This is a genomic window from Pseudomonas sp. TNT3, assembly GCF_010095445.2.
In the GTDB taxonomy this organism is placed as follows: Bacteria; Pseudomonadota; Gammaproteobacteria; order Pseudomonadales; family Pseudomonadaceae; genus Aquipseudomonas.
The window spans coordinates 14273-28319 of record NZ_WFGV02000043.1 but is presented as its reverse complement, the minus strand read 5'-3'; the positions used below and the strand labels follow the sequence as shown (position 1 = coordinate 28319).

At 61.1% G+C, this 14047-nt stretch carries 14 protein-coding genes and 1 pseudogene; 6 read left to right on the top strand and 9 right to left on the bottom strand.

What is annotated here, in order from left to right:
* Positions 1 to 178: 178 nt before the first annotated feature.
* The 7 genes from GBC55_RS22070 to GBC55_RS22040 all read right to left on the bottom strand — a co-directional run bounded on the left by GBC55_RS22070 (position 179) and on the right by GBC55_RS22040 (position 7532).
* Entirely contained in the window at positions 179 to 538 is a 360-nt protein-coding gene (locus GBC55_RS22070) for a Na+/H+ antiporter subunit G (protein ID WP_162439200.1), read from the bottom strand.
* On the bottom strand, positions 535 to 813 hold the full coding sequence (locus GBC55_RS22065; protein ID WP_162439201.1) for a K+/H+ antiporter subunit F: 279 nt from the start codon (positions 811 to 813) through the stop codon (positions 535 to 537). The genes GBC55_RS22070 and GBC55_RS22065 overlap by 4 nt, the downstream gene beginning before the upstream one ends.
* Positions 810 to 1298, bottom strand: coding sequence for a Na+/H+ antiporter subunit E (locus GBC55_RS22060; protein WP_162439202.1), 489 nt, complete (start codon positions 1296 to 1298; stop codon positions 810 to 812). The genes GBC55_RS22065 and GBC55_RS22060 overlap by 4 nt, the downstream gene beginning before the upstream one ends.
* A complete protein-coding gene (locus GBC55_RS22055) occupies positions 1295 to 2980 on the bottom strand; it encodes a monovalent cation/H+ antiporter subunit D (RefSeq protein ID WP_162439203.1) in 1686 nt (561 codons plus the stop codon). The genes GBC55_RS22060 and GBC55_RS22055 overlap by 4 nt, the downstream gene beginning before the upstream one ends.
* Positions 2977 to 3321: a Na+/H+ antiporter subunit C gene (locus GBC55_RS22050; protein WP_003192163.1), complete on the bottom strand. Its 345-nt coding sequence runs from the start codon at positions 3319 to 3321 to the stop codon at positions 2977 to 2979. The genes GBC55_RS22055 and GBC55_RS22050 overlap by 4 nt, the downstream gene beginning before the upstream one ends.
* Positions 3321 to 6239 (bottom strand): monovalent cation/H+ antiporter subunit A, encoded by a 2919-nt coding sequence (locus tag GBC55_RS22045; protein ID WP_162439204.1) that lies wholly within the window; start codon positions 6237 to 6239, stop codon positions 3321 to 3323. Before GBC55_RS22045 ends, GBC55_RS22050 begins: the two co-directional genes overlap by 1 nt.
* A gap of 267 nt (positions 6240 to 6506) precedes the next feature.
* On the bottom strand, positions 6507 to 7532 hold the full coding sequence (locus GBC55_RS22040) for a DMT family transporter (protein ID WP_162439205.1): 1026 nt from the start codon (positions 7530 to 7532) through the stop codon (positions 6507 to 6509).
* Between GBC55_RS22040 and GBC55_RS22035 the strand changes: the two genes are divergently transcribed.
* The 4 genes and pseudogenes from GBC55_RS22035 to GBC55_RS22025 all read left to right on the top strand — a co-directional run bounded on the left by GBC55_RS22035 (position 7527) and on the right by GBC55_RS22025 (position 11120).
* Entirely contained in the window at positions 7527 to 8090 is a 564-nt protein-coding gene (locus GBC55_RS22035; RefSeq protein ID WP_162439206.1) for an XRE family transcriptional regulator, read from the top strand. The genes GBC55_RS22040 and GBC55_RS22035 overlap by 6 nt on opposite strands.
* Before the next feature lie 183 nt (positions 8091 to 8273).
* A pseudogene (locus tag GBC55_RS22030) lies at positions 8274 to 9218 on the top strand (NtaA/DmoA family FMN-dependent monooxygenase); the annotation flags it as partial.
* A 319-nt stretch (positions 9219 to 9537) separates the two neighbouring features.
* Positions 9538 to 9663: a hypothetical protein gene (locus tag GBC55_RS29825; RefSeq protein WP_268932903.1), complete on the top strand. Its 126-nt coding sequence runs from the start codon at positions 9538 to 9540 to the stop codon at positions 9661 to 9663.
* Positions 9664 to 9677: 14 nt separating this feature from the next.
* Positions 9678 to 11120 (top strand): FAD/NAD(P)-binding protein, encoded by a 1443-nt coding sequence (locus tag GBC55_RS22025; protein ID WP_162439208.1) that lies wholly within the window; start codon positions 9678 to 9680, stop codon positions 11118 to 11120.
* 165 nt (positions 11121 to 11285) lie between these two features.
* Here GBC55_RS22025 and GBC55_RS22020 read toward each other — a convergent pair whose 3' ends face one another.
* Together GBC55_RS22020 and GBC55_RS22015 are read right to left on the bottom strand one after the other, a co-directional pair.
* Entirely contained in the window at positions 11286 to 11510 is a 225-nt protein-coding gene (locus GBC55_RS22020; protein ID WP_162439209.1) for a hypothetical protein, read from the bottom strand.
* Positions 11511 to 11634: 124 nt separating this feature from the next.
* Positions 11635 to 12369 carry a response regulator gene (locus GBC55_RS22015; RefSeq protein WP_162439210.1) on the bottom strand — a complete coding sequence of 245 codons (735 nt, stop codon included), beginning with the start codon at positions 12367 to 12369 and terminating at the stop codon, positions 11635 to 11637.
* 190 nt (positions 12370 to 12559) lie between these two features.
* Between GBC55_RS22015 and GBC55_RS22010 the strand changes: the two genes are divergently transcribed.
* Both GBC55_RS22010 and GBC55_RS22005 read left to right on the top strand, forming a co-directional pair.
* Positions 12560 to 12820: a DUF2790 domain-containing protein gene (locus GBC55_RS22010; RefSeq protein WP_162439211.1), complete on the top strand. Its 261-nt coding sequence runs from the start codon at positions 12560 to 12562 to the stop codon at positions 12818 to 12820.
* A gap of 56 nt (positions 12821 to 12876) precedes the next feature.
* The gene (locus GBC55_RS22005; RefSeq protein WP_162439234.1) at positions 12877 to 13926 is read left to right on the top strand and encodes an alpha/beta hydrolase; all 1050 of its coding nucleotides are present in this window, start codon (positions 12877 to 12879) and stop codon (positions 13924 to 13926) included.
* The last annotated feature ends 121 nt before the right edge of the window (positions 13927 to 14047 follow it).

Sequence of the window (14047 nt, the reverse complement as noted above, 5' to 3'; positions counted from 1 at the left end):
TTGCCCGCGATGAGGCCATTGGGCCCGGCACTAATTCCCGAGACGCCATCACGAGCAAGCTTTGCTCCTACAGGATCTCGTATACACCGAAGACTACTGTGGGAGCCGGGCTTGCCCGCGATTAGGCCATTGGGCCCGGCACTAATTCCCGAGACGCCATCACGAGCAAGCTTTGCGCCTACCGTTCTGGTTTGCGTCGGCTGCTCACCTCAGCCGGCACATCATCCCCGGCCATGCGCTTGCGAAACAACGCCGCTCGCGCCAGCAGCAACGTGGTGACCGGCACGGTAATCGCCAGCAGGATCGGAATCAGCCACGCGTGCAGCACCGGTCCAGACTTGAGCGCCGAGAAGTAAATGATGGACGCCAGGGCCACGCACCAGGCCCCCAGTGTCGACGCGAGCGCAGGCGGGTGCATGCGTTGGAAATAATCTTTCATGCGCAACAGCCCGATGCCGCCGATCAACGCAAATAGGCTGCTGAGCACCAACAGGATCGCCACCGGCACTTCAACCCACAAAGACAGTTGCGCGCTCATTCAATCACCTCGCCACGCAGCAGGAATTTAGCCAGGGCAAACGAGCCCACAAATCCGAACAGCGCAATCAGCAGCGCCGCTTCGAAGTAGGTGTCACTGGCATAACGAATCCCCAGCGTGAGCATCATCAACATCGCCAGGATGTACAGGTAATCCAGCGCGAGTACGCGGTCCTGTGCCGATGGCCCCTTGAACAGGCGGATCAGGGTCAGGACCATCGCGACCGAGAAAATGAACAGGCTCAGCAGGATGGCATTCGACAGCAAGGGGCTCATTCGAAGATCTCCATCAGGGGGCGCTCGTAGGTCGCCTTGAAATGCTCGATGAACAACGCCTCATCCTCCAGATCGAACACGTGCAGCAGCAGGATGCTGCGGTCCAGCGCCAGCTCCGACCAGACCGTGCCCGGTACGACCGTGGTGATCATGGACAGTGCGGCCAGGCCGTTGGCATCGCGCAAGTCCATCGGCACCTTGATGAAGTGCGAACGCGGGGGACGGCGACCGGCGTTGAGCACGCCACAGGCCACGGCGAGGTTGGACAGCACGACGTCACGCCCGACCACCAGCAGCAAACGGAGGATGACGCCCGGTCGACGAATGCGAATCGGCAGTGGCCGCAGCTTGCGCATCATCAGGGGCGCGCAGAAGCCGAGTATCGCGCCCAACAGCAAGTTGCCGGGACTCATCGACAGGTTCAGCACCAACCACAACACCCACAGCGCCAGCGATAGCCACGGTGCAGGAAACAGACGCTTCATGGTTGCACCTCCACGATCACGGCTTTTGCCTCGGGGCTGGGAACGGCGCGGGTACCGAGCACCGCCATGACGTATTGCTGCGGATTGTTCAGGGCCGCAGCGGCGTCCTGGGTATAGCGCATCAGGGGCTCGGCCTTGAAGGTCAGTGCAATGCTCAGACCCAACAGCGCAATGATCGGTACGCACTCCAGACGGCGCAGCAAAGGCGACGGTCGTTCTTCAGGTGTCCAGAAACGCTGGATGCCCAGGCGTGAGAAAGCAATCAACGAGGCCAGCCCCGAGATGATCAGCAGCGCGAGCAAGCCCCACGCAACGTTCGAGACCGGCTCATCGCTGCCGGTACCCAGCCCCAGCGGGTTGAGCAGGGCGTGCAGCAAGCCGAGCTTGCCGATGAAACCGGACAACGGCGGCATGCCGATGATCAGCAGGGAGCAGGCGATAAAGCTCAACCCCAGGAACGCCATGGTCCAGGGAATCACTTGGCCGACGACCGCTTTTTGCTCATCGTCGAGGTTGATGCCTTTGGGGGGCTGCAGGGATTCCATCGGCCGAGGCAGCAGGTCGCCGTCGTCGAACAGCGGCATATCATTGGCCGAACGCGAACGCTCGATGAGTTCGGCCAGCAGGAACAGTGCACTCAAGGCAAGGGTTGAGCTGACCAGATAGAACAATGCAGCGCCGATCAGGTTGGGCTGGGCGAAGCCGATGGCCGACAGCAGAATCCCCGCCGATACCAGAATGCTCAGGCTGGCCAGACGCTCCAGACGTTGCGCCGCAAGGATGGCCACCGCCGCACAGACGATGGTTGCCATACCGCCGTAGATCAGCCAGTCACCGCCAAAGTACGCCGACGCGCCCGCCTGGCCGGAGAACAGCAGGGTCCACAGGCGCAGCAAGGTATAGACGCCGACTTTGGTCATGATCGCGAACATCGCCGCCACGGGGGCACTCGCCGCGCTGTACGCCGGCACCAGCCAGAAATTCAGCGGCCACATCCCGGCTTTGGCCAGGAAGGCCACCGCCAGAATCGCCGCGCCGGCATGCAACAGGCCGCGATCGGCTTCCGGCACCAGCGGGATTTTCAACGCAAGGTCAGCCATGTTGAGCGTTCCGGTGACGCCATAGATCAGCGCCGCGCCAATCAGGAACAACGACGAGGCCAGCAGGTTGATCGAGACGTAATGCAGGCCCGCCGACACCCGTGCACGGCCCGAACCGTGGAGCATCAGCCCGTACGATGCCGCCAGAAGCACTTCAAAGAACACGAACAGGTTGAACAGGTCGGCGGTCAGGAACGCGCCGTAGAGGCCCATCATCTGAATCTGGAACAGCGCGTGGAAGCTCGAGCCCGCCCCGTCCCATCGAGCCATGGCAAAGAGCAGGGCGCTGACGCCGATGATTCCGGTCAGCACCAGCATCAGGGCCGAGAGTCGATCAACCACCAGCACGATACCGAACGGGGCCTGCCAGTTGCCTGGCAAGTACACGCCGATCGAGCCGGGAACACCGGTCTCCTGAGTCCATTGCAGCAACAGCACGGCGATGCCCAGGCCTACGAGGCTGGAGAACAGGTTGATCCTGGCTTTCAGCGGACGGTGCTTCTCGCCCAGCATCAGCATCACGGCGGCGGTCAGCAGCGGCAGCAGAATAGGTGCAGCGATCAGGTGCGGCATCAGCGTCATTCTTTAGGCTCCCGGCCGTCCACATGGTCGGTGCCGGTCAGGCCCCGGGAGGCCAGCAGCACAACGAGAAACAGGGCGGTCATGGCGAAGCTGATGACAATGGCGGTCAACACCAGTGCCTGGGGCAGCGGGTCGGTGTAGTTCAACAGGTCTTGCGGTACGCCGTCCTTGATGATCGGCTCCTTGCCGATGAACAGGCTACCCATGCTGAAGATGAACAGGTTTACGCCATAGGACAGCAGGCACAGGCCCATGACCACCTGGAACGTTCGCGGCCGCAGTATCAGCCAGACACCTGACGCCGCGAGGACGCCGATGGCGATTGCGATGACTTCTTCCATCAGACGGCTCCTTTGCTGGCGACGGATTTTGGCAAGGCCGCGGTTTTGTGCCCGCGGACCGATTGGTGGGCGAGGGCGGTCAGGATCAGCAATGTCGAACCCACGACCACGGAATACACGCCAATATCGAAGAACAGGGCGCTGGCGATGTGGATGTCGCCAAACACCGGCAGAGAGAAATGCCAGGTGTGGGTGGTCAGGAACGGGTACCCGACGGTTATTGCGCCAAGGCCGGTGACCGTGGCAAACAGTAGCCCGGTGCCCATCCAGCGCAACGGCCGCAGGCTCATCTGCGCTTCGACCCACTGCGTGCCGGCAACCAGGTACTGCAGGATGAACGCTACCGACATGACCAGTCCGGCGACAAACCCGCCCCCCGGCTGATTGTGGCCGCGCATGAACAGGTAGATCGACACCACAAACGCGATGGGCAACAGCAGCCGCACCAGCACTGCCGGCACCATCATGAAGCCCAGGGCGGTATCGCTGGCGTGACGCGGGTTGACCAGGTCAGTGACCACGTCCGGAGCCAGCAAACGTTGCTGGGCCGGCAACTGCAGGCTCTCTTTCGGTGGGCGGAAGCGGCGCAGCAGGGCGAACACGGTCAGGGCCACGGCGGCCAGCACGGTAATTTCACCGAGAGTATCGAAGCCCCGGAAGTCCACCAGCATCACGTTGACCACGTTGCTGCCACCACCTTCAGGCAGGGCGCGGCTGAGGTAAAACGAGGAAATGACGTTGGGGGTCTGTCGCGTCAGCATGGCGTAGGACAACAGCGCCATCCCGCCACCGACCGCGGTCGACAACAGCAAGTCACGCAAGCGACGGATGCGCGCCTTGCGCAGGGTGCTCGGCAACGGCGCGACCTCTTCGATGCGTCGCGGCAACCAGCGCAGGCCCAGCAGGATCAGGACTGTGGTGACAACTTCGACCGCCAGTTGAGTCAGCGCCAGGTCCGGCGCCGAGAACCAGACGAAGGTCACGCAGGTCATCAGGCCGCAGACGCTGACCATGGTCAGGGCCGCGAGCCGGTGATACTTGGCTTGCCATGCCGCGCCCAAGGCGCAGGCGATCGCCAGGAGCCAGAGGGTCACGAACACGATCGAGCCCGGGATCTTCGGGCGGTCGCCCCAACTTAGGCTGCTGTGCAGCATGGGTATCAACCCGGCCAGCACTGCCGCAAGGACCACGAGGAACAGCTGGGTTTGCAGGCGCTTGGTGCTGATCCGCCGTTCAAGACGACGACCCAGGCGCATCATGATCACCAGGCAGCGTTCGAACAGGCGCTTGCCGTTGAACCGGCCAATGATCGGTGGATACTTGAAGCGTCCGCGCTTGAGCTGATTGCGCAGCAGCAGGTAGAGCACGATGCCGCCGGTCATGGCGATCAGGCTCATGATCATCGGTGCGTTCCAGCCGTGCCAGATCGCCAGGCTGTATTCCGGCAGCGTGCCACCGACCACGGGCAGCGCGGCAGCCGCCAGGATCGGGCCGACCACCTGCGCCGGGAAAATCCCCACCACCAGGCACGCGAACACCAGCAACTCGACGGGCGCGCGCATCCAGCGTGGTGGCTCATGAGGGGTGTGCGGCAGGTCAGTGGCGGTCGGGCCGAAAAATACATCGGCGGTAAAGCGAAGGGAGTAAGCAACGCTGAACGTACCGGCGATGGTCGCAACGATCGGCAAGGTCATCTCGACCCAGGCGGTGGCGTTGATGAACACCGTTTCGGCGAAGAACATCTCTTTGGAGAGGAAGCCGTTGAGCAACGGCACGCCGGCCATCGAGGCGCTGGCGACCATGGCCAGGGTGGCGGTGTAGGGAATCAGTTTGATCAAGCCACTGAGCTTGCGAATGTCCCGGGTGCCGCTCTCGTGGTCGATGATACCGGCGGCCATGAACAGCGAGGCTTTGAACGTGGCGTGGTTGAGGATGTGGAACACGGCGGCCACGGCGGCCAGCGGACTGTTCAGGCCCAGCAGCAGGGTGATCAGCCCGAGATGGCTGATGGTCGAGTAGGCGAGCAGTCCCTTGAGGTCGTTCTGGAACATCGCGCAGTACGCGCCGAGCAACAAGGTGCAGGCGCCGGCGCCGCTGACGATGTAGAACCATTCTTCACTGCCGGACAAGGATGGCCAGAGTCGCGCCAGCAGGAACACCCCGGCCTTGACCATCGTTGCCGAGTGCAGGTACGCCGAGACTGGCGTCGGTGCTGCCATTGCGTGTGGCAGCCAGAAATGGAAGGGGAATTGCGCGCTTTTGCTCAATGCGCCGATGAGAATGAGAGGAAGCAGAATAGGGTAGAGGGCGTGTGCGCGAATCAGATCGCCGGCGGCCAGGACCTTGTCCAGGTCATAGCTGCCCACCACATGGCCGAGCAGCATTACCCCTGCCAGCAGGCATAATCCCCCTGCGCCCGTGACCATCAGCGCCATGTAAGCGCCGCGTCGCGCGTCGGAGCGGTGGTGCCAGTAGCCGATCAGCAGAAAGGAAAAGAGACTGGTCAATTCCCAGAAGAACACGATCTGGATCAGATTGCCGGAGATGACCAGCCCGAGCATGGCGCCCATGAACGCGAGAAAGAACGCGAAGAATCGCGGCACTGGATCGTCGGGTGACATGTAATAGCGTGCATACAGCGAAACCAGCGTGCCGATGCCCAACACCAGCATCGAGAACAGCCAGGCGAAGCCATCCATGCGCAGGACGAAGTTCAGGCCCAGGCTGGGCAGCCAGAAGAATTCTTCGCGAATCACCCCGCCATGGGCGATCTGCGGGTACAGGAGTGCGACCTGGACGGTACCTATCAGGGCAACGAGACCAGCGAGCAATGATTCGGCGTTACGCGCGTTGTGCGGCAGCACGGCTGCCAGACAGCTGCCTATGAAAGGCAGAAGCAGTAGAACTATCAGGGACATAGGCTTCTAATCTGCGGAAGTTTGTGAAGCATCATACGTGCCAGTCCCCGGATCGCCAAACTCCAACCTGTGGCAGAATCCTACACCGTAGACGGAAAAAGCCTGTTTAACATTGTTTCAGCAAGGAGGTATCAACCGCTGCGGCCCCATCGCGATCAGGCTCAATCCCACTTTCTAAAGACGGTGAACACGAAAGTCCTGCGCATTTCCCCTATAGGAGCGAGCCTGCTCACGAAAGCAATCTGCCCAGCGACTCAATCCTCACGCTCAACCTTCCGTTTCCCGCTCCAGCGCTTCCTCGACAGCCACACCTTTCCCCTTGGTCTTCAGCTCGCTCACGATCACCGCCGCCACAATCAATCCGGCGCCCACCAAGGCAATCGCCGGCAAACGCTCCCCGGCGATCCGACCGACAATCCCGGCCCACACCGGCTCTCCGGCATAGATCAATGTCGCCCGGGTCGGCGAAACACTTTTCTGCGCCCAGTTCATGGCGACCTGAATCGCTGCACTGGCCGCGCCCAGGCCCAGAGCGCTGCACAGTAACAACCAGGAGAAGTCCGGTATCCGCTCCTGGGTCGGCACCACCATCAAGAGCGCCAGCACGGAAGTGACTGCCAATTGCACCACGGTCACGCGACGCACATCGACCTGGCCTGCATAGGTGCTGATCAAAATGATCTCGGCGGCAATCGCCACGGCACTGATCAATGTTGCGATTTCACCGGGACTGAAGTTGAAAGAAGCGCCGGCAGGCCCCGATAACAGCATCAACCCGGTAAACGCCAGCATGATCCCGATGCTCGGCATCAACCCGGGACGCCGTCCCAGCACCAGCCATTGCAGCAGCGGCACGAAGGGCACGTACAGCGCGGTAATAAATGCCGATTGACTGCTCGGAATGCTCTGCAAGCCGACAGTCTGCAAGCCATAACCGAGCATGATCGCCACACCGATAAACGCCCCGGCCTTGAGTTCGAACAACGTCAGGTCGCGCAGGTGACGCCAGGAGAACAGCGCAACAATGATGGCTGCCGCCGCAAAGCGCAGGCCAACGAAAAACATTGGCCCACTGACGGTCATGGCATGTTGCACCAGCAAAAAGGTGCCGCCCCAGATCATGGTGATCACCACCAGCACGCATTCGGCTTTGCTGAATCGTGAGAAACGGGGAGAAGTGTGAGAGGAGTTCACCGACGTCATGACCTTGCGCGCTACCTGAGGGAGACGCACAATGCGTCGAATGTTGCGCAGTATACTGCCCAACCCCACTAAGTGAGCAATATAGTGCACAAAGATTCCACGCCACGGGCTTCGGTCCTCCAGCACGTCAGTCAGAACGTTCGACGCCTGCGCCATGCAGCCGACATGAGCCAGACCGCCCTGGCGGAAAAGTCGGGTGTCAGTCGACGGATGCTGGTAGCGATCGAGGCGGGCGAAAAGAATGTCAGCCTGACCACCCTTGATCGCGTTGCCGAAGCGCTGGACGTGGCGTTCAGCGATCTGATCCAGGCGCCCGATGCGCGTGATCCGAGCCGTATCAATGAAGTGGCCTGGGCTGGAACCATTCCGGGCAGTAAAGCGGTTCTGCTGTCCAAAGCCACCGCCACCCGTGAAGTCGAACAGTGGGAGTGGTGCCTCCAACCGGGGGAAATTTACCCCTCACTGCCGGATGCCGATGGCTGGAGCGAGCAGATCTTTGTCTTTGAAGGCTGTCTGACTTTGATGCTGGGCGAGACACCCCATGCGATCGCTGCCGGTGAGTTCTACATGTTCGCCAGCAACCAGCCTCACTCGTATCGAAATGAGGGTGCAGTGGCCGCGAGGTTTGTGCGCAACGTGGTGATCTGACTGTCTGCCCGGCAACATTGAATAGGCACTTTGCTTTTCTAAAGCTCCATGTCTTTCTCGAATTGTTCTATAAGCTGCTGATATATAACGGATTACAGTTTAGGCATGACTCCTGCAAACGCTCTGGGTATTGATTCCCACCGTTTTCGGAGCGCCGCGCAATGGCCCGTGAAATCCGCCTAACACGACGCCCGCTACGATTTCGCCGAAGAGTACCTGGAGGTTTGCTACAAGCTCTGGGAAGGCAGTTGGGAGGAGGGCGCGATCCTGCGGGATCGTGAGCGTCGGATTTTCAGCGACCCGAGCAAAATCCATGAAATCCGCCACGTCGGAAAACACTTCCAGGTGCCCGGCATTCACCTCTGTGAACCGTCGCCGCAACGCACGCCCGTGCTGTATCAGGCGGGTGCATCGAGTCGGGGCAAACAATTCGCCGCTGAACATGCCGAGTGTGTGTTTGTCGCCGCGCCGTCAAAGGTCCTCCTGAAGAAAACCGTTGCGGACATTCGCCGTCGCGCCGCCGAAGCCGGACGTGATCCTTCGAAAATCCTGATCTTCAACCTGCAGACGGTGATCCTCGGCGAGACCGATGCCAAGGCCAAAGCCAAGTTTGAGGAATACAAAACCTGGGTCAGCTATGAAGGGGCGATGGCGCTGATTTCTGGCTGGACCGGCATCGACTTCTGCCGGTTCAAGCCAGATGAGCCCCTCAAGCATGTGCACACCAACGCCATTCAATCGGCGGTGGAGGCGTTTTCGACGGCTGATCCAAACAAGGTCTGGACGCCGAACGAGCTGGCGGACTGGGTTGGCATCGGAGGGTTTGGTCCCTTGTTTGTCGGCAGCCCTGAAACCGTCGCTGATCTGCTTCAGGAATGGGTCGAAGACACCGATGTGCACGGCTTCAACCTGGCCTACGCGCTGACCCATGAAACCTTCATCGACGCGGTTGAACTGCTAGTGCCGGAGTTGCAGAAGCGCGGGGTGTACAAGACCGATTACGCGCCGGGGACTTTGCGCGAGAAACTATTTGGAGAAGGACCAACGTTACCGGCGATCCATCCCGGAGCGGGGTATCGGGACCTGGCGGCGTTGCGGCAGGAAGAGAAAAAGTCGGTATCTGCATAAAACTTCAATCCCTGTAGGAGTGAGCCTGCTCGCGATGAGGCCGGCACATCCGGCATAGATGTCGCCAGTTACACCGCCATCGCGAGCAGGCTCACTCCCACAGGGGATCAGCGTCGGACACAAACACCGCGCCCGGCAAGGTTCAAACTGGTCTGACCCCAAAATGTAGGAGCGAGCCTGCTCGCGATGAGGCCCGTCCATTCAACACACATCCCGGCCCGGCGGACCACCGCATGCTTTTCTCCATCCGCGTGAACGTGATCCAGCCAGGCGTACTACTTTGGTACTGACTGACGAACCCTTCATGGTTTTGCGGCTTATGATCGTTCAGGAAATTGCCCGCTTCCTGATTGCCGGGCGACCCTTTAATGTGGCGCTCACAGTCGCCTCGCCAATCCGGCAGCCGCCGCGCGAACTGCATGACTTCCCTTTAGGTAAACACTGATCTGTGAGAACGCCATGAGTGAAACCCCACGCGGACACGCGACCGACGCCATTCGCCACGCCGACATTCTGATCGTCGGCGGCGGTCTGAGCGGCGCCATGCTGGCGGCGCAGCTTCTGCGTTTGCCGGGCAAGCGCTCGGTGCTGGTCATCGAACCGCGTGCCGAACTCGGTCGGGGCGAAGCGTACAGCGCCGTCGAATTGGGCCATACGCTCAATGGCAATGCCGCCCGCATGAGCGTCGATCCGGACAACGCCGACGACCTCACGCAATGGCTCACCGAACACATTGCGGCGGGCGGCTGGCCCGAGTCTGACCAGCAACATGTGCCCATCAGCGAATTGTTCCCGCCTCGCGGGCTGTTCGGTGTTTACGTGCAGCAGCGTCTGAGGGAAGCGCAAGCGGTCGGCGCGTTGAACGGCTCGACGGTCGAACACCTGCGCGCTGAAGTGGTGGACCTTGAGGCACTGGACGATAGCGTTCGGATGAGCCTGAGCGACGGCCAACGCTTGCAGGGCGCTTACGCCGTGTTGGCGACCGGGATGTTTCCCGCTGCGCGCACACCCCAGACCCAATCCAGCGGCGTGAACGCGGCCGCGCTCGATCCTTGGGATGTGGCGGCCATGCGGCAGCTCGATCCACAATCGACGGTGTTGATCATCGGTTCCGGGTTGACCATGGTCGATGCCGTGGTGTCACTGGAGCAGGCCGGGCACCGCGGGCCGATCAACGTGTTTTCGCGCCATGGTTTGCTGCCGCACGTAAGGCGTCAGCCTCCGGCCTGGGTGGACTTTCTCGCCGAAGATGCGACGTTGCGCACCCCGCGCCAGCTGGTGCGCGAATTGCGTCGGCATTGCCGGGACGCCATCGCTCGGGGCATCGACTGGCAGGCACCCTTGGACACGGTCCGGGCGCATATCGGCCGGTTGTGGAATCAGGCGACGGATGCACAGCGCCGGCAGTTTGTACGGCATGTGCGGCCGTGGTGGGAAAGTCATCACCACCGTTCGCCGCCCTTGAGCGCCGAGCTGGTCGCGCGGTTGCACGGGGAAGGTCGATTGCACATTGAGGCGGCGTCGTTCAAAGGGTTGGCGCCTTCGCCCCATGGCGACAACGTCAGCCTTTACATCCGGCGTCGCGGCGAGACCGAAACCTCCGTCGTCAGCGGTGCGGCGTTGATCAACTCCAGCGGCATCGAATATGACTGGCGCCGCGTCGCGCGACCGTTGCCCCGGCAGCTACTGGCGCGTGGACTGATTCAGCCGGGCCCTCTGGCACTCGGCATCGCGGCCGCGGCGGATGGCGCCGTCATGGATGCAAACGGCGACGTATCTGATCGATTGTTTGCAATGGGGCCGCCATTGCGCGGCATGTGGTGGGAAAGCACGGCGGTCACCGATGTCGCGAGCCAGGCGAAGGCACTCGCCTCGCGACTGAGCATAAAAACCCCGAGGTAGATCGAATACTGTTCACTCAATAAAAGCTTCAGGCGAGCACAGCACTTCACTTAAGAAAAGCTGAGGCGAGCACAGCACTGTGGCGAGGGGATTTATCCCCTCGCCACAGAGGTATGCATCACGCTTACGGGTAGATGGGAGCCACCCGGGGTTTAAAGCCAGCAATCAATAACGCTGATACTTCGACCCAAACTCAGGACGGTTCTCGGCGACATACAGCTTGCTCGCCTGAGCGTCCTTGTGATCAACGCCAACCGTATTGACGTTCAACGTAGCCGGTTGGGTGACCTTGGCGGCGGCAACGACTTGCGACACCCCATGGGGTGCGGCAATGGCGGACGTTGCACCGAGAATCGAAAGCGCGAAACCAAGACCGATAATGCTTTTCATGATGTAGCTCCAGAGCGTGGGAAGAAGATGTGGCCACTGTAGAGCTGGAGCCAGGGCATGAAAAAACACCTGCACGCATAGTCTTTATCACGCGCGTTGATCCGGGGGAACGCAACGGCGCTGTCTACGCGCCCAGCATCTCAACCGGATACGAGAACACATACCCCTCACTGCGCACGGTCTTGATGTAGGTCGGTTCGCGGGAGTCGTCCATCAGCCGCTGGCGCAGCCGGCTGACCAGCAGATCGATGGAGCGGTCGAACAGGTCGGCGTCACGGCCTTGCGTCAGGTTCAGCAGTTGATCGCGGCTGAGCACCCGCTGCGGATGATCGAGAAAGACCCGCAGCAAGCGGTACTCGGCGCCACTGAGCGCCACCATCGTGTCGTCCTGGTCCAGCAGATGACGGGCCGTGGTGTCCAGGCGCCAGCGCCCGAAACCGAGCAGCCGGCCGCTTTCGGTGATCAGCAGGTTAGGCGGCAGCATCCGCGTGCGGCGCAACACGGCATTGATCCGCGCGAGCAGTTCGCGGGCGGAGAAGGGTTTGGTCAGGTAATCATCGGCGCCCATTTCCAGCCCGAGGATGCGGTCGGTTTCGTCGTTGCGGGCGGTGAGCATCAGGATCGGCGTGGCCTTGTGTTTGCCTGAGCGCAGTTCGCGGCACAGCAGCAAGCCGTCATCGCCGGGCATCATGATGTCCAGCACGATCAGGTCCACCTGGTTGGCATCGAGAAAACTGCGCATTTGCCGGCCATCGGCGACCACTGTGGTGCGCAGCCCATTCTTCTTCAGGTAATTACCGACCAGCTCGCGGATTTCTCGATCGTCATCGACGATCAGGATGTGGTTCACGTGTTCCATCGCTCAACCTTCTTGTTATGGGTCGCAGGTTTTGTATCGCGCTGTATCGAATGCCCGGTTTGACACCTTACGCCTCAATAGCCGCGGTTTTACGACACATGGCAGATACCTCGCGTCGATTAAATGGGTTCCATCGAGACAAGGCAACTTGCTCGCCACGTCTTCCCATTGCAGCCCCGAGGTCATCACCATGAGCATAAACAACGTTATCGTCGCTGGCGTCTTCGCTGTTCTGAACATCGCTGCGTTTTCCGCCCACGCCGACGTCAAAAGCGCGCCGCAGACCTACACCTACGGCACCCACCTGGATATCAAGAAAGTGATCTCGACCGTTGAAAGCGGTGGCAGCTGCGGCATTGTGAATGCCCGCATGACTTACCTGGATTCCAGCGGCACACAAAAAGTCCTCGATTACAGCAAGTTCGCCGAATGCGCCAATCAGGGCGGCTGAGCCTTCCACTACGCTGATTCCTAACGCCGCCGACTTGAGGAGAGATCACTGTGAACATGACCGTATTGAGTCCGAAAACCCCAAAACGCCGCCGCTTGATTGGCCCCTCGGTGCTAGCGTTTGCACTGATGCAACTGGGCGTGCTCGGAGTAGCCAATGCCGCCGGCGCAGAGCCGGTGGCGACGACAGTCAAGACGCATGCGTACACACCGTTCGGCCCGCTGAAGCATGTCGACGCAGGCTTGCTGAATGTGGCTTACGCGGAAGTGGGTCCAGCGGACGGGCCGGTCGTCATCCTGCTGCACGGCTGGCCCTACGACATTCATAGCTACACCGAGGTCGCGCCCTTGCTGGCGGCGAAGGGATACCGCGTGCTGATTCCCTATGCGCGGGGCTACGGCGATACGCATTTCCTCTCGGACAAGACCGTTCGCAACGGCCAGCCCGCCGCGCTGGCCAGTGACGTGATCGATTTCATGGACGCGCTCAAGATCAAGCGGGCGGTGCTGGGGGGCTACGATTGGGGTGCGCGCTCGGCAGACATCGTTGCGGCACTCTGGCCGGAGCGGGTAGAGGCGCTGGTGTCGGTCAGTGGCTATCTGATCGGTAACCAGGCGGCGGGGAAAAACCCGCTGCCGCCCAAGGCCGAGTTGCAGTGGTGGTATCAGTTTTACTTCGCCACGGAGCGCGGTCAGGCGGGATACGAAAAAAATCGTCACGACTTCGCCAAGCTCATCTGGCAGTTGGCGTCGCCAAAGTGGTCATTCGATAACGCCACCTTCGACCGCAGCGCTGCGGCCCTGGAAAACCCGGACCATGTCGCCATCACGGTCTTCAACTACCGCTGGCGCCTGGGTCTGGTGCAAGGTGAAAGCCAGTACGAGGCCCTGGAGCAGAAACTCGCCAAAGCGCCGTCCATCAGCGTGCCGACCATTACCCTGGAAGGTGACGCCAACGGCGCGCCGCACCCGGCGCCAGAAGATTACGCCAAGCGGTTCACGGGCAAGTACGAATTCCGGCTGATCAACGGGGGTGTCGGCCACAACCTGCCGCAAGAAGACCCGCAGGCGTTTGCCAAGGCAGTGATTGATGCGGATAAGTTGTGATCGCATCGCACTACAGACACGCCCCCTGTAGCAGCCGAACGCAGGCTTCGCCAGCTGCTACAAAGGGCGTCCGTGTCCGTCACCCTAAGTCGGCGTTACGCGTTGCAGAGTACGTCTGTGT

Excerpts from the sequence above, each read along its gene's own strand:
- GBC55_RS22070 (WP_162439200.1), bottom strand. The coding sequence starts at position 538 with ATGAGCGCGCAACTGTCTTTGTGGGTTGAAGTGCCGGTGGCGATCCTG.
- GBC55_RS22065 (WP_162439201.1), bottom strand. The coding sequence starts at position 813 with ATGAGCCCCTTGCTGTCGAATGCCATCCTGCTGAGCCTGTTCATTTTC.
- GBC55_RS22060 (WP_162439202.1), bottom strand. The coding sequence starts at position 1,298 with ATGAAGCGTCTGTTTCCTGCACCGTGGCTATCGCTGGCGCTGTGGGTG.
- GBC55_RS22055 (WP_162439203.1), bottom strand. The coding sequence starts at position 2,980 with ATGACGCTGATGCCGCACCTGATCGCTGCACCTATTCTGCTGCCGCTG.
- GBC55_RS22050 (WP_003192163.1), bottom strand. The coding sequence starts at position 3,321 with ATGGAAGAAGTCATCGCAATCGCCATCGGCGTCCTCGCGGCGTCAGGT.
- GBC55_RS22045 (WP_162439204.1), bottom strand. The coding sequence starts at position 6,239 with ATGTCCCTGATAGTTCTACTGCTTCTGCCTTTCATAGGCAGCTGTCTG.
- GBC55_RS29825 (WP_268932903.1), top strand. The coding sequence starts at position 9,538 with ATGATCGTTCAGGAAATTGCCCGCTTCCTGATTGCCGGGCGACCCTTT.
- GBC55_RS22025 (WP_162439208.1), top strand. The coding sequence starts at position 9,678 with ATGAGTGAAACCCCACGCGGACACGCGACCGACGCCATTCGCCACGCC.
- GBC55_RS22020 (WP_162439209.1), bottom strand. The coding sequence starts at position 11,510 with ATGAAAAGCATTATCGGTCTTGGTTTCGCGCTTTCGATTCTCGGTGCA.
- GBC55_RS22015 (WP_162439210.1), bottom strand. The coding sequence starts at position 12,369 with ATGGAACACGTGAACCACATCCTGATCGTCGATGACGATCGAGAAATC.
- GBC55_RS22010 (WP_162439211.1), top strand. The coding sequence starts at position 12,560 with ATGAGCATAAACAACGTTATCGTCGCTGGCGTCTTCGCTGTTCTGAAC.
- GBC55_RS22005 (WP_162439234.1), top strand. The coding sequence starts at position 12,877 with ATGACCGTATTGAGTCCGAAAACCCCAAAACGCCGCCGCTTGATTGGC.